Below are 17,804 nucleotides of genomic sequence, written 5' to 3'. Positions count from 1 at the left end.
ATCACTATCCAATATACGAATAGTTAACCACGAATTACCCGATATAAGCATTTAAGCTAAAGTATCGGTTCCAACATAGAGCTGTTTAAAGATCTCTCGTACCCATTCACACATAGGATCATCGTTAAAGCGTTTGTGCCAATATAGGAAGACTTCTTGAAAGTCCAACTGTAGCTCGGCAGGTACTTCTCGAACGATCAAGCGAGGGTCTTGACAAGCTGCCTCTGCAAAAGGTGTCGGTAGATGAAATATAATCTCAGTCTCCGCAGCGATACTTGGAGCAGAACTAAAGTTATTCAGTTGCACTGGCGCTGATAAACGCTTTTTTTTGTTCGCTAACCCTAGCTCTTGGTATTTATGCTCAAACGACAATCGCTTCTCACCCTGCAAAGAGACTTGTCCAAAGTCAAATTCGGCCAAACGCTCTGGAGTTAGCTCTAAATCGGCCAGTGGATGATAGCGGCTCATAAGCAAACGGAAAGTACGCTTAGCAACAACCATTCGATAGATATTTTGCTCAGAGCTTGGCGGTTGATGAGAGGAAAGTGCGAAATGAACATCTCCAGCCACCAACGCATCAAAATGACGTTTTGGTGCTGAGTCCAAACTGACCTTAAGGTTTGGAGCCTCTTGCCGAATCTTAGCGATAACCTTAGGCATTAAGGTATTAATCTGAGGAAGAAGGCCGTAAACCTTAACGGTGCTTGATACAGTGCTCGGATCAAACGAGTCTCTATGGGCAAGTTTTTCTAAACTGGTAATCACATTATTGATGTCTTGCCTTACTGACTCTGCTTTTGGAGTCAGTTCATAGCCGTATTTCTTGCGCACCAGTAATTCGTCATTAAAGAAAACTCTCATTTTTTGCAGTGCTCGACTTACCGCAGACTGGCTCATATTTAAAGCCATAGCGGTGTTAGATACATGCTTCTCTTCGAGCAAGTGCTTTAAAACAAAGAGCAAATTCAGATCAATTTGAGATAAGTTCACGTCAATACCACCCATCAAGCTTCCAGTAGGTGGTATAGTACATAAATCTCTAGAGTTTGTGGTAAGTGTTTTCGATACTACAAGGCACTATTGAAACACAAGTCTGGTAGCAGGACAGTTTCCGTGCTAACACGAAAAGGGGCAAAAGTGTGTTTCAGTTCTTAAATGGGGAAGTGTTTTCCTCATATACCTCAACCAATACAGCTAGCCTTTCAAGTTTACAAATTAGTCTTATATTTGCTTTATCGAAAGGCATTGAGGTTACTTACCTTGGCGAGATTTTTTAAAGTACTCAATACTGTGTTGTATACGACATTCAACACTTGTACTGTTTCCCTAACGCCAGAGCTATTCATTGACATATCAACAGTTTTTTCTTTTACATCTGGCTTGCGGGCTTCGTAAACGTAATCGAGTTAAAGCTCTTTCGACACTCGATACATCTGGAGCGAGGAGAGCCAGAATGCCCTTTTCCATGTTCACGAACGGGCTCTGTTTTATTACAGAAACGATATTGAACTTGGATAGTAACCATGAGTTAAAAACATCAGAAATCAGGTGGCTATATTAACATCTATCAACCGATTTGAGTTATGACCAATAAAAGGATAGTTAGGTTTTTATTGCGTAAATTATCGGTAAGATGAAGTCATATAACAGGCAATATGTCAGGTGTGTAGAATTATTCTATTTTAGGGATTTTGCTCTAAGTATAAATGAATCTTTGCATTTCAATTTCAATAAAGCTTGGTTATTGATCATGTTTCTGAGTATGCGAATTATTACCAGTTATGCATATGATTGCTCATTGTCTAGTTTGACTTGTGTAACGTCACTTCAGCACGCACTACGCTGATTGTCTGTGTTTTCGTGTTGACAGTTTGGTACTAGGTAAAAATCAACAAGACTATGATTTCAAGGAACATTTTATGTTAAAGAAACTACTAAGTTGTTGTATCACCTCCGCGCTCTGTTTTCATTCTTCTCTCGCTTTTTCGCAACCCAATGAGATTGCGGACAGTACAGAGTTACAACAAGCTCCCGACACATTGCCTGCCACTTTGATGCTTGCACCGGACGACATCGCCATTGCAGATCGCTATATTGTGGTATTTCAACAGCCGCAAATGATGGTGAGCAATTCAACGGAATTCGAGCAATTCACGCAACAATCCGTAGACCGCATGTCTGGTTTGTATTCGATACAAGTGGAGTCGGTTTTTGACCACTCGATAAGTGGATTTGTCGCTAACTTGAGTCCTGAGCAACTAAAAGATCTGCGTTCTGATCCTCGTGTGGACTACATTGAGCAAGACAGAATCCTATCGCTTGACCCAATAGTCTCGGCAGACGCAAATCAAACCAATGCCATTTGGGGACTAGACCGAATCGACCAACGAAACTTGCCACTCGATAACAACTACAGTGCCAACTTTGATGGGACTGGGGTAACGGCTTATGTTATCGATACTGGTGTGAATAACGCGCATGTTGAGTTCGGTGGTCGCTCAGTTTCAGGGTATGACTTTGTCGATAACGATGCAGATGCAAGTGACTGTAATGGACACGGCACACACGTAGCTGGCACCATTGGCGGCAGCTTGTATGGTGTTGCGAAAAACGTCAACCTTGTCGGCGTGAGAGTATTGAGCTGTACTGGATCGGGTTCTACTTCTGGTGTTATTGCCGGTGTGGACTGGGTGGCTGCGAACGCTTCCGGACCTTCAGTCGCCAACATGAGTTTAGGCGGCGGTCAATCCGTCGCTCTGGATAGTGCGGTGCAAAGTGCGGTTCAGTCAGGTGTCAGCTTTATGCTAGCAGCAGGTAACTCCAACGCCGATGCGTGTAACTATTCTCCAGCACGCGTTGCTTCCGGAGTAACTGTCGGATCGACCACTAGCACGGATGCACGTTCGAGTTTTTCAAACTGGGGCAGTTGTGTGGATGTATTTGCGCCAGGTTCACAAATCAAATCTGCATGGTATGACGGTGGCTACAAAACCATTAGTGGCACTTCGATGGCGACGCCACATGTGGCGGGTGTAGCAGCATTGTATCTTCAAGAAAACAGTTCACTGTCTCCAAGCCAAGTAGAGGCCTTGATCGTTAGCCGCGCAACTAGCGGAAAAGTGACGGACACAAGAGGCAGCGTGAACAAGCTACTTTATAGCTTAACGGATGCAGATTGTGGCCAAGACTGCGGTGGCCCAGATCCAACACCGGACCCAGAAGGCAAATTAACCTCGGGCGTGCCAGTAAGTGGTTTAAGTGGTTCAACTGGTCAAGTAGCGTATTACTATGTTGATGTAGAAACTGGGCAGCGCTTAACCGTACAAATGTATGGTGGCAGTGGCGATGCGGATTTGTATCTCCGTTTTGGAGCAAAACCAGCACTGAATGCATGGGACTGCCGACCTTTCAAATACGGTAACAATGAAACATGTACGGTCAGTGCGACGCAAAGTGGACGTTATCACGTCATGATTCAAGGTTACTCAAACTATAGCGGTGTCAGCATTCAAGCGAGCTACTAGTTATTCTTCTCTTTACTAAAAGAGAACAAAGCCCGCTTTTCGGTGGGCTTTTCTTTTGGGAATACGGTGCTTTAGGGAATGCAGTGTTTAAGAGGAGACGCTATTCAAACGTATTGGCCTTTTGCTTCAAAAACTCAACTCGAAGCGGCATCGAAGCTTTCTATTAGTTAGTAGTACTCGCATAAGTCGGGTTCCTCAAACAAAAAAGCCCTTTACATAAGTAAAAGGCATTTTTATTTTAGATTTTGATTAACGAGCTATAATACCAACCCACCGTCAATCTTGAGCACTTGGCCTGTGATGTAGGCGCTCTTGTCTGAGGTTAGGAAAGAGACGCCACTGGCAATATCTTGAACTGAGCCCATGCGCCCTAATGGGGTTTTGCCTTCCATCATTTGAATGACTTTCTCTGGCAGGTTCTTGGTCATGTCGGTGGCGATAAAGCCTGGCGCGACACAGTTGACGCGTATCTGTGCACCCTTTCTTGAAAGTTCTTTCGCCCAGCCTTTGCTCATTGAGATGACGCCGCCTTTACTTGCGCCGTAGTTGCTCTGGCCGATATTACCATCCGTTCCCACTATAGAAGAAATGCTAACAATACTGCCTGTGCCCTGCTCTAGCATGACAGGAGCAACACGTTGGGTGAGTAAGAACACCGCTTTTAGGTTCACGTCGATCACGCTGTCCCAGTCTTGCTCTAACATATCTGGCAACAATGCATCTCGAGTGATGCCCGCGTTGTTAACCAGAGCATCGATTCTTCCGTGCTGCTCTACAACACTTTCTACTACTTCACTGACGGCTTCGGCATCACACAAGTTGACTTGATAACTGCTTAGCTGCGCCGACTGACTCCATTCCACGGGCGCTATATCTAGCCCGACAACATGGAATCCATCCTCCAGTAATTGTTCACAAATCGCTTGGCCAATACCACGAGCCGCACCAGTGACTACTGCTACTTTTTCCGGTTTCATCTTGGTCTTCCTTAAATGTTGAGATTACAAATTCGCTTGTATCCCTAGCGTTTTTTGTTTTTATGCCTAGTCGCGTTACAACTGCGCTTCTCATACGCAGGGTCTTTTATATCTTATAAAAACTATAGAAACAGTCTGGGAGTCGGATGTGAACTAATCAAGGCAACTTGATGACTATGGCAAGATCAACGTAAGAAAGTGTGCTGGAGGGCGCAAAGTTAAACGATTGGAGGACTTGGATAGAAAAGTATTGGTCTGATTACTCAAATACTACTTCATCAAACCAATATTACTTGTCTCTTAATCTCTTACAAAAGCTGGTTTTGTTATTTTCACCAGAAAAGGCTGAAGCAAGAGATTAAACAACATGCCAGCAATAAACAGGGTGATCACAATACTCGCACCACTCGGTAAGTCATAGCGAGCCGATGCGGCAATACCCGATAAGATCCCAACAATACCAATGCTGATACTAGCGACAAAGAATCGAGTTCCCTTCAATGCTGCCGCACATAAAGCTGGAATCACCAACAAAGCAAATTCTAAATAAATGCCGGTTAACTTGACCGTAATGGGCATCAGAATAGCAAAGATCAGATAAAAACCACTACCGCGCATAAACGCAGGTTTTAACCAAACCAATAGCAACATCGCAGTGGTAATGAGTGCCAAAGGCCAAACGTCTGCCCAAGTCGCCCATAACAGTTGCCCATTAAGAATGCCTTGAATAAAGTCTCCGCCGTGTGGGTCTTTGCTCACCAGCAGGATTGCCAGCGATGCAGACACGACAAACAAGCTGCCAATCATGGGCTCTAAATGCTGCTGGTATCGTTTCTCCATTAAGGCGATCAAACCGCAAAGCATCAAAGACATCACCCAAGGGCCAATCATTTCGCCAAAGAATGAGCCTGAGAACAGCGCGTATTGGCTCAACCAGTAGTGGCTTAGTGCTGCCCCCAATGCCGCGACTTGCGCCACCGCCAAATCTATAAAGATGATCTGACGATTAAGAACTTGTTGCCCCAGAACGATGTTGCCAACTAACGCAATTAAACCACACAAAACCGCAGGTAAAAGCCATGCATAATCAGCCATGGCTTAGATCTTCTCAGGAACGGGCGGCACTAACACATCCAGTAAATCATCAATGACCTGATCGTACATCTCATCCAAGCTTTCACTCTCAGAAACGGTCAATGGCAGTTGAATCACAGGTTTGTCAGTATGATCTTGCAACCAGTTCGCTGGACGCTGATCCTGATGAGAGGAGTAAACAATCGCATCAAAACTGTCAGCATCTAACTTGGTGAGTGATTGCAGGTGAGATGTGGTCGGTGAAATGCCCGGTTTAGGTTCGAGATCGGCAATCTGCTTCATTCCGAGCCAATCGTACAAATAACGATACGTCGCGTGATAACCGACAACTTGCTTACCCTTTAAAGCAGCCCCTTTCTCATTCCATTCTTTAAGCTTTTTACGCCAATGAGCACGAAACTTCATACCATTCACTTGGTAACTTTGTGCGTTGTCGGGATCAATCGCTTTTAGGCGCTCCGTGACTTTACGAGATAATGGAATCATGTCATTTGCCGCAAATTGAACATGTGGGTTACCGTGAGCGTGTATATCTCCCATGCTACGGTCAACGTGAGCATGAGTATCTAACATGCGCACGAAGTCCGTCGCGTAGATCATGCTCGGCGCACCATTTTGCACCGCCGCATTGCTGCTACGAACTTGCAGCATAGGTAACCACCCCACCTCTAGCTCTGCGCCCGAACACATTGCCATGTCCGCTTGGCGCATCTTCGCAATCAAAGAAGGACGAGCTTGTACGTAATGTGGGTCTTGCTTAGCCGTTGTCGCTGAATAAATACTGGCATCTGGCGCGTGGCTTTCAAGAAAGGCTTTCCATTCTGGCTCACAAACGAAAATGTTTAGAGCCGAAGCAGGCGAAGCAGGCGAAGCAGGCGAAGCAATGATGGCAGCTCCTGCCGCCATCATCACCAAACTGCATTTATTTAATGTCAGCTTAGAACGCATGAGCACCGTGCGCTCCAAATGTCATCACGTATTGCAGAGTGAACACGTTGTCTGTCTCACTGTCTTGGTTATCAATGCGAGTGTATTGCGCACGGATAGTACCGAAGTGAGAAGAATCCCATGCGATCATCGCATCCATTTCTTTATCATTCAGCTCAGTAAAATGCATGTGGTCGCCATGTGCATGACCATCGTAGCTTTCTGCTTCGCCGTAACGTAGACCTGCTGACCAGCTTGGGTTGAAGCGATAAACACCCGAAACATAGTAAGCGCTTAAGTTGTCTGGTGACTCTGCATCGTTTTTATATTTGCTATCTACCACACCGTCTAACAGCATGTATTCAGCCGATAGCGTGAAGTTGCTGTATTTGTAATTACCGTCTGGTGCCCATTTCCAAACAAAATCAGCACCGTAAAGGTTCGCACCTGTCACTGCTGCGCCATGATGGTGATCGTGCTCATGCTCTTCTTCATGACCGTGGTCGTGATCTTCGAATTCTTTAACCTTGCCGTTTTCGTTACGCAGGTAACTTAAACCAAACTGCCAACTTGAAGATTCGGAGAAGTCACTACCAAGCTTCAGCGTCGTGGTGTACACGCCAACTTCAGAACCATCTTCGACAGAAGACATTTTGCTACCACTGAGCGCTTCTACACCAAGTTTTACATAAAGGTCGGTTGGCAACACGATGTTTGCACGTACACCATCATCGTAGTAGTGCGAGCCAAGGAAAGTACGATAAGCAATTGGACGCTCAACAAAGCTATCGGTGTGCATGTGTTGGTTGTTCAGGTAACCAAAGTCAGATAGGAATCGGCCAGCGCGCACGTTTACACCATATGGCAATGCCAAAGTTTCGATGAATGCCTCTTCAAGCTCTAATTCTGTCTCATCACCATGACTTTCAAGAACCGCGGTCAATGCGCCGTAAAACTTGTCGTCGATATTTGATGAGAAGTTTAATTCCGTATGGCCTAGACCAAAGCCTTCTTCGCGCTCAGAATTATGACGTTGGCCATCTTGGTAGTAGCCATCAACAACAACACCAATCTGTGGGTTCGATAGTGTGTCGGCAAAAACAGGGGATGCAAAAATGCTACCGATCACGAGAGACACCAATTTCTTATTCACTACTATTTCCTTTTTGTTATGTTATAACATTTAATTTTGCGATGTTATAATATAACAATTCTCATTACACAAGCAGAAATTTAAATTAGGCTCCGATTTCATGTTCGTACTCAATCCATGAATTGGGCTATCAACAAATGAATCAATTGATGTTTTTTATACGTATACTAATGAGAATTAGTAATTAAATAAGTAACGGAATTTCAATATGTTGAATATGGATTTTTCAAAAAGAATCGTGATAGATACTGCTCAACAGGAGTGGATCGCCAGCCCTTCCAAAGGTGTGTGGCGCAAACCTTTGGAACGAGAAGCCAAAGAATCAGGGCATACCACCAGCGTCGTTAAGTACGAGCCAAATTCGCAGTTTTCGACTCATCCTCACCCTCAAGGAGAAGAAATATTGGTGCTCGAGGGGGTATTCTCTGACGAATACGGTGACTATCCTGCCGGCACTTACCTTCGTAACCCTCCAGGAAGTCAACACGCACCATTTAGCAAAGAAGGCTGTGTGATTTTAGTTAAACTAAATCAGTTCGAATCTGAGGATCTTGAAACAGTTCGCATTAATACAAACCAAGCGAGCTGGCAGAGTGGTGTCGGTGGGTTGCAAGTCATGCCGCTGCATAATTTTGAGCACGAACATGTCGCATTGGTTAAATGGCCAAAAGGTAAGAAGTTTCAACCACACCGTCACTTTGGTGGTGAAGAAGTTTTCGTATTGTCAGGAGAGTTTAGAGACGAGCTAGGTACCTATCCCGCTCTCTCTTGGATTCGAAGCCCACATATGAGTGAGCATTTTCCTTTTGTAGAGCAAGAAACGATCATTTGGGTAAAAACTGGTCACCTGCCGCTCCAAGCTCCTGCTCAGCACTCCTAGTGTTTGCACACTTGGCATCGTCCATTGGAACTAAAATCGGCCCGCAATTTACGAGCCGATGATCATTTCGTCACTAAGAACCCATTATTCGCGAGTGGAGCCAGTCTTTGAGCTCAGCCCGGTTATGTTTTAACACGTTCATTTCGTGATCATCAATCGGGCTTCCTTGAAGTTCTAGTACGCGGATTTCCTTATCTAAAGCATTGTAGTTTTTAACGGTTTCAGCAAATGATGCATCGTTTTCGGTAAGCTGAGTAATGGTATCCAAATGTTCTGGGAATTCATGAGTTAATGAGTGATTTTCACCTAACATAGAGACCTCTTGGCTATTATTTGAGTACAAAATAGTGCCTAATTTTTGAGCACCACATGTATAACCGTAGCATCTAATGAGACGTTAATTCGTCGCACCGTCCACAAAAAGAACAACAAAGTTATTTTCAATTTTTCCTAGAAAGTGTTTTCTTTTTAGTCTCAATAGTCGAATGCAAAAGATGCCACTATGATCGTTCTATATTAACCTTCAACAATGAGAGCGATCATGCGAAAGACAATTCTAGTTACTGGATCTACTGACGGTATTGGTTTAGAAACCGCGAAAATGTTAATTAACCGTGAACAACACGTAATAATCCATGGCCGGAATATAGAGAAAGTTCAACAAGTTGAGCAAAGTTTGAGGGAGATGAAAAGTGGTAAAGTTGAAAGCCTTGTTGCTGATTTATCCTCTCCCAATGCGGTAAAACAGATAGTGATGGAGATAACAGAACGGTTCAATCATTTAGACGTCATCATTAACAATGCTGGTGTGTACGCAACACCAAATCCAAGAACTAAAGAGGGTCTTGATGTACGCTTCGCAGTCAACACCATTGCTCCCTACTTACTCACTAGAGAGCTATTGCCGTTGCTCGGAGATACGGGTCGTGTGGTTAATTTGTCTTCAGCTGCACAAACAACAGTAAACACTAGCGCTTTACTCGGTAACAAACCATTGTCAGATGGCGAAGCATATGCCCAAAGCAAATTGGCATTAACGATGTGGTCACGAGCAATCGGACTAAAGCTTAAGAACACTGGCCCTATGTTGGTATCAGTAAACCCAAAATCATTCCTAGGTAGTAAGATGGTTAAAGATGCTTATGGGGTTGCTGGTGGTGATATCCGCTTAGGAGCAGATATTCTAACTCGCGCTGCGCTATCAGAAGAGTTTGCTCAAGCGCATGGTATGTACTTCGATAATGACATTGAAGCATTCGCGCCCCCACACCCTGATGCATTAGATCAAAGCAAAACACAGCAGATAATTGATACTATTGAATTAATCTTAAGCAAACTCTATTAATAACAATTAAGAATTATCTTGAGGTTCGTTTTTATTCGGACCTTAAAAACAATGTATTCGATAAGTGAAACTTGTTATCACTTTTCCGCAAACTCCCAATAAGGTGGCGTACCATAGTATTCAGCAAAGTAATCAATAAAGGCACGCACCTTAGGCGCAATTAAACGAGAGCTTGGGTACACAGCCCAAATCCCAGCATCCATCGCTAAAGGGTGATCTTCGAGTACTTCCACTAGCTGACCACTTTGTAATTCTTGATAAACACTCCAAACCGAGTTGATAGAAATACCTAACCCGTTTACCGTCGCGTCTCTCATCGCATCACCATTATCAGTTTTAAAACGACCAGAAGTTCTTACATTGACCATTCCATCTTTTGTATTGAATGACCAATTATTCATTCCAACTAAGTTAATACACTCATGATTCGTCAAGTCTTGGGGCTTGTTGGGTCTTCCAAATTGTTCAATATAATCTGGTGATGCAACGATAATACGACGATCTGGCGCAAGCTTTCTTGCGACCAATGAAGAATCTTTCAACTCAGCGACACGAATGGCGACATCAAAACCTCCCTCAACCAGATCCATAATGGAATCAGAAAATCGGCAGTCCACGGTTAACCCTGGGTAACGCGCCATAAAACCTTTTAATGCGGGCACAATATGCAAGCGACCAAAAGTTGCAGAGGCGGTTATACGTAATACTCCCGTTGGCGCACTCTGCCCTGAGCCAACAGCTCCCCTTGCTGCCTCCACTGTTGCAAGGACCTCCTCCGCGTGAGGTAAAAAAGCCTGCCCTTCTTCAGTTAAGGAAACTTTGCGTGTGGTGCGATGAACTAAACGAACTCCTAAGCTGTCCTCAAGTTTGTTGATGTGCGCACTAGCGACAGCAGGAGAAAGTCCAAGCTCCTGACCAGCCATGCTGATGTTGTGTGTCGAAGCCAAACGGACAAATAGCTTTACATGATCGATGTTCATTTAATTTTCAATTATTTGTAAAAAATCACCATATAGAGCTTAGCATTTTCTTCCTTACGGATAGTAAATAAATACTCCAGTTAGAAAAAACTGATGGGCAGATAGAAGTCCAGCTCAAACGCCTCATCATGGCTAAGGAAATGGTTTTTATGATAGTGAACATAAGCGGGAGTAGAACGCTGCTTAAAGCCTGAATTCGGCAACCACTTTTCTAACACCATACTCAATTGAGGAAGAAGCTCTCCATATACCCCTGTTAAGCGAAAAACAGCATGCAAACCACCCGGAATCGTCATTTGATTCACGACACCGCGTACTTTAAGCGGCTTATCAATCGCCATACAAGCCACATAGCGACACTTATCGAGCTCAACCCAAGCGGGGTTGGAGTGATGCAAACCGTATTGAACCGAAAAGTCCCGATTCTCAGAGCTTGCCCACGCCTTCAAAATCAGCCACGCATTGCGAATGGAACGGCTATAACCCTCATGCCGCACATAAGCCGCAAAGCGTTGTGGAACCTCCATAATTTTAGGTTCTGGCAACTCGCGTTTAGCAACCCGATGATAACCCGCAGCCACTTCCGGATCTTTTAGATACGGCTTTTCTGCGACTTGTAAATCATGTTTTCGCCACGCGCCAGGAGACATAGCGAACGTTGCTCTAAACGCTCGGCTAAAAGAAGATACCGAGCTAAAGCCGCACTTGTTAGCAATGTCTAACACCGATGAGCTGGTATCAAACATCAGTTGATTGGCGGCGTATTCCATTCTTGTGCGACGGATATATTGATGGACAGACTCCCCTACCACATCTTTAAAAATACGATGGAAGTGCTGTTCAGAATAGGCTGCTACATCTGCTAGCTCTTTAGCCGATAAATCTCTGCTAATGTCTTGGTGAATGTAAAACAGCACGTCATTGATTCTGGAAACTTGTTGATGGCTCACGGAGTAAACTTTCGCTTAAATAGCATAAATGGACATGTTTAACAGCATAAATGGACACACCAAGCTTGGCAATTTACCTATACTATTTCTGACATAAAAAAGACATTTACGAGAAGCACAGCACATGGAAATCGCACAGTCATTACAACAAACTAAGTCATCCTACATCCGAGAGATCCTCGCAGCAGCGAGCGATAAGAACGTCATTTCTCTTGCAGGTGGCTTGCCGGACGAAAAAACCTTCCCGATCGACTTAATGAAACCGACGCTCGAAAACCTCGCGAATATGCCAGAGGTGTTTCAATACGGCGCAACAGCAGGCTACGCCCCGCTACTTAACTTTTTGACCGATTATTACCAGCTGCCGGAATCTCATTTGGCTATGATCACAACGGGCTCTCAGCAAGGGCTAGATTTGATTGCGCGTGCGTACGTGAATCCGGGCGATAAAGTGGTGATGGAAGCACCGAGCTACCTTGGTGCTATGCAAGTATTCGGTCTAGTGCAAGCCAACATCGTGACCGTTTCACAAACCGAGTGTGGTCCAAACCTTGAAGAACTTGAACAATGCTTTGCTACACAGCAACCGAAAATGTTCTATGCTGTGCCCGATTTTCACAACCCAACGGGCGTGTGCTGGGCGCTAGAGACTCGCCAAAAAGTTGCCGAGCTTTGTATACAATACGACGTGGCATTCATTGAAGACGCACCATACCGCGAGCTACGTTTTTCTGGTGAAGCGCTTCCACTGGTTTCGGACTTCTGCCCACAGCACTCCATCGTATTGCGCTCTTTCTCCAAAATAGCTTCACCAGGCTTGCGTATTGGTGTAGTTACGGGCAAGAGTAGCTACCTTGAGCCACTCATCAAAATTAAACAAGGTGCCGATCTGCACTCTAGTATTCCTATGCAAGCTTTGCTGCATGGTCTACTGCAACATGACAACTTCGAAACGCACATTTCAACCATCTGTGCGCTTTACAAATCACGTTACGATGTCATGTTTGCTGAACTGCAAAAACAGCTGCCAGAAAGTTGCGTACTCAAACCCGTCGATGGTGGCATGTTCGTTTGGGTCGAGATTCCAGAATGCGACACCTTCGAACTGGCGAAAAACCTTCTCGCAAACTGGGTTGCCGTAGTGCCGAGCCCGGTCTTTTATCCAGAAGGTTCAAAGGTAAAAGCCGCTCTGCGTCTTAACTTTACCAATGCCACACCAGAAGAACTGACGACAGCTGTCTCTCGACTCGCGGATGTCCTCAACACGTTGTAATTGAACGCGAGTGTAAGAACCTGCCTTTGAGATTCAAAAAAAGTCTCAAAGGCAGCATCAAAAAAGTTCCCCAAAAAAATTTATATTTTTCCTTCAAATCAACTCTCTACAGTAAGTGCCTGTTTTCTCTTGAACCTCTCACTCATATAAAAATGAGAACTCAATCACGTATTTGATGGTTAGAAAAGTTACGTCTATCTTTCAGTCAAAGACATCAACTTCGCAGCGTTAATGCTCTCAATTTCAGACACTTTATCAATCGTGGCTTAGCGGTTGATAAACGACTAAAAAAGCATCTGTGGGCATACCCACTACGAAGGGTTGACCAGAACCATTCTGAATGTCGCGAGCCAATCTTTTGATTGGCAATTACGTCAGTGAATCGCACCAAATGACAGAGGGGTTATCAGGATGAATACTCGAATCACGACAGGACTTGTCACCATCGGCTGGTCCGTTACACTTTCACTTTTTACCGCATTCGCCGCATATGCCAATACGTCGCCAAACTGTAGTGACGTATTAGCGGGCAACACAACCGCCGCATCGCAAAAAATGATGGTTTTATTGGGCGAAGACATCACCAAATCCAACCGTATCACTACGGTGATTCCTGCCGAAAACAATCCATTTGTGACCGAAGAACTGGTTTCGGTTTCTAACGACGTATCGCCAAACGGTCGTCTTTCACAAAAGAGTTTGGAAGAGATTCGGAAAGTCCGCTCAAATCTAGAGAAAGCAGCACAGGAAGTAAGCCGATTACAGGGCACTTTTGAAGTGGCTTTCATCAGTTTGATTGATGGTTACTGCCAATTTTCTAATCATAAACGTACTCAACATGCCAAAATCGACTTTGACCATTTGGAAGGCCTCACTTTGTATTCAATCCCCGCTTTAATAGCAATGGTCGATCAGTCGTACTACATGGCAAAGAATCGAATCGCTAATGAGCAGAAACAGTTAAGCGACATTGAAAAAGAGAAACAGAGGCAGAAACATCAAGCAACTGCGGCGGCAGCCGCTCGTTACCAAGACAGTAACGTACTTGTAAGAGTCGAGAACTTTGATGGCGCTAATGTGACATTTTCCGTTACTAACATTGGATCACAAGGATCATTACAACCAAATTTCAACACGTTTAATGCATATCGCACAGAAAGTGGAGAATTAATCTACAAGTCAGAATCTTTACTACACCTGGCGGATACTGCAGGTAACACACTTGAAACAATGGGTATCGCTGAGCTCTCATCACAAGGTGGAAGTGACATATCGATCTCTCCTGGAGAAACCCGAAAATTCGTTACTAGCATTGCTTCAGAAGTCGCGCCACATACGCAGTTGAGCTTAGAGTTTCCAGCCAAAGTGCTTAATACCGAGCGAGACTTTACATTGTTGTTTTCTGATACATCAGCGGTGGCGACAGCAAACGTCAATTAACGCAAAGTCGCCAGTATTTGTAGAACGCATCAAAGACAGGCGAGCAGCGCCTGTCTTTCAATGATGAGCAAGCAAATCGCTACTGTTTGCACTTGTAAGCATTTGCAAACATCGTCACTGACGTAGAAAAGCTCAACGGTTGATATAAGTACAAGGTATCCGCGCCTAAATCCGCCGCCTTGATGCGCATTTGGTTTAGCGTACCCCAAACCATGTCTTTATCTGTGTGAAGCCAGTAGTCGTAAAAGTGTCCTTCTGAGCCGATCACGGTACCCATTAGTTCACAGTTTTCAATCGCATTCACATTGTCCCAAAGCACCTGTACTTGCTCAGATTCTTGAGTTGGGAACGTCACACATCCCGTTAATGATGCCGCTAACGCGAGACACATCACTCGCTTTTTCATACTTATATCGCCAAAATTTTTCATAGATGGCAGATTTTATGAATGGCTGATGTGATGACTAGCAAAAACTTTTTATCGCGTGTTCAAGCAGAATTAATGGACAACGGAAAAGATCCAAAAGGTGATCATGCAGCTAGCGAGCAAAAACCTAATAATCACAGACCTAGCAATCAAGCTGTATCTGAGATACAACAGTAATGATTAAATAGCCGCGAGGGATAGAGTTTGGTTGCTAAAAATAAGCTAATTCGCTACACAGCTACGGAAGTCGCTGATGCATTTGACAAAGAAGATGAGCTCATTAAACAAGTTCAGTCCAACCAACTCTCGCAAGTGCTATTGCTTTGGCAAGTAAAAAGTCCAACGCTCGTGCTTCCCGCTGGTAAGAAATGGCCAGTGTCTAATGAGTTAGAACATGCGTTAAATACGTCTGGCTGGAAGCTCTTTTCTCGTAAAACCGGTGGTGCCCCAGTCCCTCAGGTGCCAGGTATTATCAATCTATCTCACATTTACCACTGGCCAGAAGGCGAGCCTTACAACATCAAAAAAGCGTATCTCGATTTATGTGCGATATTAACGGTTTTCTTTAAACAGCTCGGCGTGAAAGTGGATGTTCATGCTACGCCTTATTCCTACTGCGATGGCGAGTACAACCTCAACATTGGCGGGCAAAAAGTCGTGGGAACCGCGCAGCGTGTTTTACTTAAAAAAGGCGGCGGACAAGTGGTATTGTCACAAGCATGCATTCTGATTGATGCCGACGTCGGGAAGATTGTCGAACCAGTACGAATGTGTAATCAGCTTTGCGGTCACAGCGATGATATTCGTGGTGATGTCCACACACCGCTCTTCCATCATGTATCCGACCGCCCATCGGTAGATTCGCTCTTTCAGCAATTGACGAGTGCGTTTTTAACGCATGCAAAAAGCTGAGTAATGAAAGGAGCAAGCCTCCCCCACACTCCGAACAGCATTTGATAAACTCAAACTACATACCGTGATAGCGATGTAAGAATGGGCACCGCCAACGTAAAACCATTCAATCGTTCGACCAAACCAGTTATCAGTTTTGCCTGCCAAAAAGAAATGAGATCCAGTTCAAATATTTATCCATGACGGAATTAGTTGAAGCCTGCGCTTAAAAGCCTCAGAATGTCGCACTTTTCGCACCGATTTGTTTTCGGCGCGTTGTTATCTAACTCTACAATTGAGAATCATACATATGGGTTTTACCTCGTTAGGTCTATCTGCTCCAATCCTTAAAGCTATTCAAGAGAAAGGCTACGACACCCCTTCGCCAATTCAGGCAAAAGCAATTCCTGCTATTTTGGAAGGGAAAGACGTAATGGCAGCAGCGCAGACTGGTACAGGTAAAACCGCAGGCTTTACGCTACCGATTCTTGAGCGTTTATCGAACGGCCCTCGCGTTCGTGCTAACCAAGTTCGTGCACTTATCCTGACGCCAACGCGTGAACTTGCGGCTCAGGTGCAAGAAAACGTGTTTATGTACGGCCGTCACCTTCCACTAAGCAGTGCAGTTGTTTTTGGTGGTGTGAAGATCAACCCGCAAATGCAGCGTCTTCGCAAAGGTGCGGATGTGCTGGTAGCAACACCAGGCCGCCTGATGGATTTGTACAACCAAAATGCGGTCAAATTCGACCAACTGGAAGTGCTAGTACTGGATGAAGCAGACCGCATGCTGGATATGGGCTTTATCCGTGATATTCGCAAAATCCTAGCTCTGCTACCAAAACAACGTCAGAACCTACTGTTCTCTGCGACTTTCTCGGATGAAATCCGCGACCTTGCGAAAGGCTTGGTGAACAACCCGGTTGAGATTTCAGTGAACCCGGCAAACTCGACGGCGAGAACGGTTGAGCAAAGCATCTACCCAGCAGACGTGAAGAAGAAAGCACCGATGTTGGTTAAATTGATCAAAGACGGCGATTGGAAGCAAGTGCTGGTGTTTACGAAAACGAAACACGGCGCAAACCGTCTGGCGAAGTTCCTGATCGAACAAAATCTACCGGCTGCTGCCATCCACGGCAACAAGAGCCAAGGCGCACGTACCAAAGCACTGGCGGATTTCAAATCGGGTGAAATTCGTGTGTTGGTCGCGACGGACATTGCTGCGCGCGGTATCGATATTCCGCAATTACCGCAAGTGGTGAACTTTGAGCTACCGAAAGTGGCAGAAGACTACGTTCACCGTATTGGTCGTACTGGCCGCGCGGGCGAAGTAGGTAAAGCGATTTCACTGGTGTGTGCGCTAGAAGCATCTGAGTTGTTTGCGATTGAACGTTTGATTCAAGAAGTACTACCACGTAAAGAGTTGGAAGGTTTTGCGCCAACCAATGTGGTGCCAGAATCTAAACTGGATACGCGCCCAATCAAACCGAAAAAACCTAAGAAGCCAAAAAAACCAAAAACGCCAAATGCTGCAAGTGAAAACGCTCCAGCAACCGAAAAGAAAACAGGCAATGGTGCAAACAAACCTAAGCGTCGCTTCAACGGTGGTAACAACGGCAACAAAAACAGCACCAACCAAGGCGGTGCGGGCAAGCCTAAAGGCAACCGTGAAGGCCAAGGTCGTGCAAACAGTAAACCAGATGACCGCAAACCTAACGGCAACAAGCCAAATGGCAATAAACCGAGTGGAAATAAACCAAACGGTAATAAGAGTGGCAACGCTGGTAAACCGTCTGGTAACCGCAAGCCAAACAATGCTAAACCTGCAGGAAACAAACCATCAGGTCAGCGTCGTAAGCCTCGTCCACAGGCCACAAACTAATCTGCAAACAGCCCGATAGAAAATACAACAAAGCCGCTGATAATCTCAGCGGCTTTGTCTTTC

General features: G+C 44.9%; 17 protein-coding genes and 1 pseudogene. 8 read left to right on the top strand and 10 right to left on the bottom strand.

The window, feature by feature from the left end:
* Positions 1-51 precede the first annotated feature (51 nt).
* A complete protein-coding gene (locus R7Z50_RS01210) occupies positions 52-1,005 on the bottom strand; it encodes a LysR family transcriptional regulator (protein ID WP_017819843.1) in 954 nt (317 codons plus the stop codon).
* 196 nt (positions 1,006-1,201) lie between these two features.
* Positions 1,202-1,525, bottom strand: a pseudogene (locus R7Z50_RS01205) (IS1-like element transposase); the annotation flags it as partial.
* Between the two features lie 394 nt (positions 1,526-1,919).
* On the opposite strand from R7Z50_RS01205, the gene R7Z50_RS01200 reads away from it, so the two are divergent.
* Positions 1,920-3,524 (top strand): S8 family peptidase, encoded by a 1,605-nt coding sequence (locus tag R7Z50_RS01200; protein WP_225477487.1) that lies wholly within the window; start codon positions 1,920-1,922, stop codon positions 3,522-3,524.
* A gap of 257 nt (positions 3,525-3,781) precedes the next feature.
* On the opposite strand, the gene fabG is transcribed toward R7Z50_RS01200, so the two are convergent.
* The 4 genes from fabG to R7Z50_RS01180 form a co-directional block, all read right to left on the bottom strand.
* Entirely contained in the window at positions 3,782-4,501 is a 720-nt protein-coding gene (gene fabG / locus R7Z50_RS01195) for a 3-oxoacyl-ACP reductase FabG (protein WP_206970363.1), read from the bottom strand.
* Positions 4,502-4,801: 300 nt separating this feature from the next.
* A complete protein-coding gene (locus R7Z50_RS01190) occupies positions 4,802-5,596 on the bottom strand; it encodes a metal ABC transporter permease (RefSeq protein WP_206970364.1) in 795 nt (264 codons plus the stop codon).
* Between the two features lie 3 nt (positions 5,597-5,599).
* Positions 5,600-6,544, bottom strand: coding sequence for a metal ABC transporter solute-binding protein, Zn/Mn family (locus tag R7Z50_RS01185; protein ID WP_318148880.1), 945 nt, complete (start codon positions 6,542-6,544; stop codon positions 5,600-5,602).
* Complete coding sequence (locus tag R7Z50_RS01180; RefSeq protein WP_017633595.1) at positions 6,534-7,676, bottom strand: hypothetical protein; 1,143 nt, start codon at positions 7,674-7,676, stop codon at positions 6,534-6,536. Before R7Z50_RS01180 ends, R7Z50_RS01185 begins: the two co-directional genes overlap by 11 nt.
* A 208-nt stretch (positions 7,677-7,884) precedes the next feature.
* Here R7Z50_RS01180 and R7Z50_RS01175 point away from each other — a divergent pair, with 208 nt between their 5' ends.
* Positions 7,885-8,556, top strand: coding sequence for a cupin domain-containing protein (locus R7Z50_RS01175; RefSeq protein WP_206970367.1), 672 nt, complete (start codon positions 7,885-7,887; stop codon positions 8,554-8,556).
* Positions 8,557-8,629: 73 nt separating this feature from the next.
* On the opposite strand, the gene R7Z50_RS01170 is transcribed toward R7Z50_RS01175, so the two are convergent.
* Entirely contained in the window at positions 8,630-8,869 is a 240-nt protein-coding gene (locus R7Z50_RS01170; protein WP_005373737.1) for a YdcH family protein, read from the bottom strand.
* A gap of 228 nt (positions 8,870-9,097) precedes the next feature.
* Between R7Z50_RS01170 and R7Z50_RS01165 the strand changes: the two genes are divergently transcribed.
* On the top strand, positions 9,098-9,901 hold the full coding sequence (locus R7Z50_RS01165; RefSeq protein ID WP_025767963.1) for an SDR family NAD(P)-dependent oxidoreductase: 804 nt from the start codon (positions 9,098-9,100) through the stop codon (positions 9,899-9,901).
* 77 nt (positions 9,902-9,978) lie between these two features.
* Here R7Z50_RS01165 and R7Z50_RS01160 read toward each other — a convergent pair whose 3' ends face one another.
* A complete protein-coding gene (locus R7Z50_RS01160) occupies positions 9,979-10,881 on the bottom strand; it encodes a LysR family transcriptional regulator (RefSeq protein WP_206970368.1) in 903 nt (300 codons plus the stop codon).
* 80 nt (positions 10,882-10,961) lie between these two features.
* Positions 10,962-11,831 (bottom strand): AraC family transcriptional regulator, encoded by an 870-nt coding sequence (locus R7Z50_RS01155; protein WP_033906341.1) that lies wholly within the window; start codon positions 11,829-11,831, stop codon positions 10,962-10,964.
* A 124-nt stretch (positions 11,832-11,955) separates the two neighbouring features.
* On the opposite strand from R7Z50_RS01155, the gene R7Z50_RS01150 reads away from it, so the two are divergent.
* The gene (locus R7Z50_RS01150) at positions 11,956-13,104 is read left to right on the top strand and encodes a PLP-dependent aminotransferase family protein (RefSeq protein ID WP_017819834.1); all 1,149 of its coding nucleotides are present in this window, start codon (positions 11,956-11,958) and stop codon (positions 13,102-13,104) included.
* A 411-nt stretch (positions 13,105-13,515) separates the two neighbouring features.
* Positions 13,516-14,544, top strand: coding sequence for a hypothetical protein (locus R7Z50_RS01145; protein WP_206970369.1), 1,029 nt, complete (start codon positions 13,516-13,518; stop codon positions 14,542-14,544).
* A 79-nt stretch (positions 14,545-14,623) separates the two neighbouring features.
* Here R7Z50_RS01145 and R7Z50_RS01140 read toward each other — a convergent pair whose 3' ends face one another.
* On the bottom strand, positions 14,624-14,950 hold the full coding sequence (locus tag R7Z50_RS01140; protein WP_206970370.1) for a DUF4156 domain-containing protein: 327 nt from the start codon (positions 14,948-14,950) through the stop codon (positions 14,624-14,626).
* Positions 14,951-14,992: 42 nt separating this feature from the next.
* On the opposite strand from R7Z50_RS01140, the gene R7Z50_RS01135 reads away from it, so the two are divergent.
* The 3 genes from R7Z50_RS01135 (at position 14,993) to R7Z50_RS01125 (ending at position 17,741) form a co-directional block, all read left to right on the top strand.
* Positions 14,993-15,148 (top strand): hypothetical protein, encoded by a 156-nt coding sequence (locus R7Z50_RS01135; RefSeq protein ID WP_206970468.1) that lies wholly within the window; start codon positions 14,993-14,995, stop codon positions 15,146-15,148.
* 27 nt (positions 15,149-15,175) lie between these two features.
* A complete protein-coding gene (locus R7Z50_RS01130) occupies positions 15,176-15,883 on the top strand; it encodes a biotin/lipoate A/B protein ligase family protein (RefSeq protein WP_225477489.1) in 708 nt (235 codons plus the stop codon).
* Between the two features lie 289 nt (positions 15,884-16,172).
* The gene (locus R7Z50_RS01125) at positions 16,173-17,741 is read left to right on the top strand and encodes a DEAD/DEAH box helicase (protein ID WP_064369387.1); all 1,569 of its coding nucleotides are present in this window, start codon (positions 16,173-16,175) and stop codon (positions 17,739-17,741) included.
* Positions 17,742-17,804 lie beyond the last annotated feature (63 nt).

The organism is Vibrio sp. 1249-1 (assembly GCF_033340495.1).
The sequence above is the reverse complement of the archived record's forward strand: the minus strand, read 5'-3'. Positions and strand labels throughout refer to the sequence as shown.

Excerpts from the sequence above, each read along its gene's own strand:
- R7Z50_RS01210 (WP_017819843.1), bottom strand. The coding sequence starts at position 1,005 with ATGGGTGGTATTGACGTGAACTTATCTCAAATTGATCTGAATTTGCTC.
- R7Z50_RS01200 (WP_225477487.1), top strand. The coding sequence starts at position 1,920 with ATGTTAAAGAAACTACTAAGTTGTTGTATCACCTCCGCGCTCTGTTTT.
- fabG (WP_206970363.1), bottom strand. The coding sequence starts at position 4,501 with ATGAAACCGGAAAAAGTAGCAGTAGTCACTGGTGCGGCTCGTGGTATT.
- R7Z50_RS01190 (WP_206970364.1), bottom strand. The coding sequence starts at position 5,596 with ATGGCTGATTATGCATGGCTTTTACCTGCGGTTTTGTGTGGTTTAATT.
- R7Z50_RS01185 (WP_318148880.1), bottom strand. The coding sequence starts at position 6,544 with ATGCGTTCTAAGCTGACATTAAATAAATGCAGTTTGGTGATGATGGCG.
- R7Z50_RS01175 (WP_206970367.1), top strand. The coding sequence starts at position 7,885 with ATGTTGAATATGGATTTTTCAAAAAGAATCGTGATAGATACTGCTCAA.
- R7Z50_RS01170 (WP_005373737.1), bottom strand. The coding sequence starts at position 8,869 with ATGTTAGGTGAAAATCACTCATTAACTCATGAATTCCCAGAACATTTG.
- R7Z50_RS01165 (WP_025767963.1), top strand. The coding sequence starts at position 9,098 with ATGCGAAAGACAATTCTAGTTACTGGATCTACTGACGGTATTGGTTTA.
- R7Z50_RS01160 (WP_206970368.1), bottom strand. The coding sequence starts at position 10,881 with ATGAACATCGATCATGTAAAGCTATTTGTCCGTTTGGCTTCGACACAC.
- R7Z50_RS01150 (WP_017819834.1), top strand. The coding sequence starts at position 11,956 with ATGGAAATCGCACAGTCATTACAACAAACTAAGTCATCCTACATCCGA.
- R7Z50_RS01145 (WP_206970369.1), top strand. The coding sequence starts at position 13,516 with ATGAATACTCGAATCACGACAGGACTTGTCACCATCGGCTGGTCCGTT.
- R7Z50_RS01140 (WP_206970370.1), bottom strand. The coding sequence starts at position 14,950 with ATGAAAAAGCGAGTGATGTGTCTCGCGTTAGCGGCATCATTAACGGGA.
- R7Z50_RS01135 (WP_206970468.1), top strand. The coding sequence starts at position 14,993 with ATGGCTGATGTGATGACTAGCAAAAACTTTTTATCGCGTGTTCAAGCA.
- R7Z50_RS01125 (WP_064369387.1), top strand. The coding sequence starts at position 16,173 with ATGGGTTTTACCTCGTTAGGTCTATCTGCTCCAATCCTTAAAGCTATT.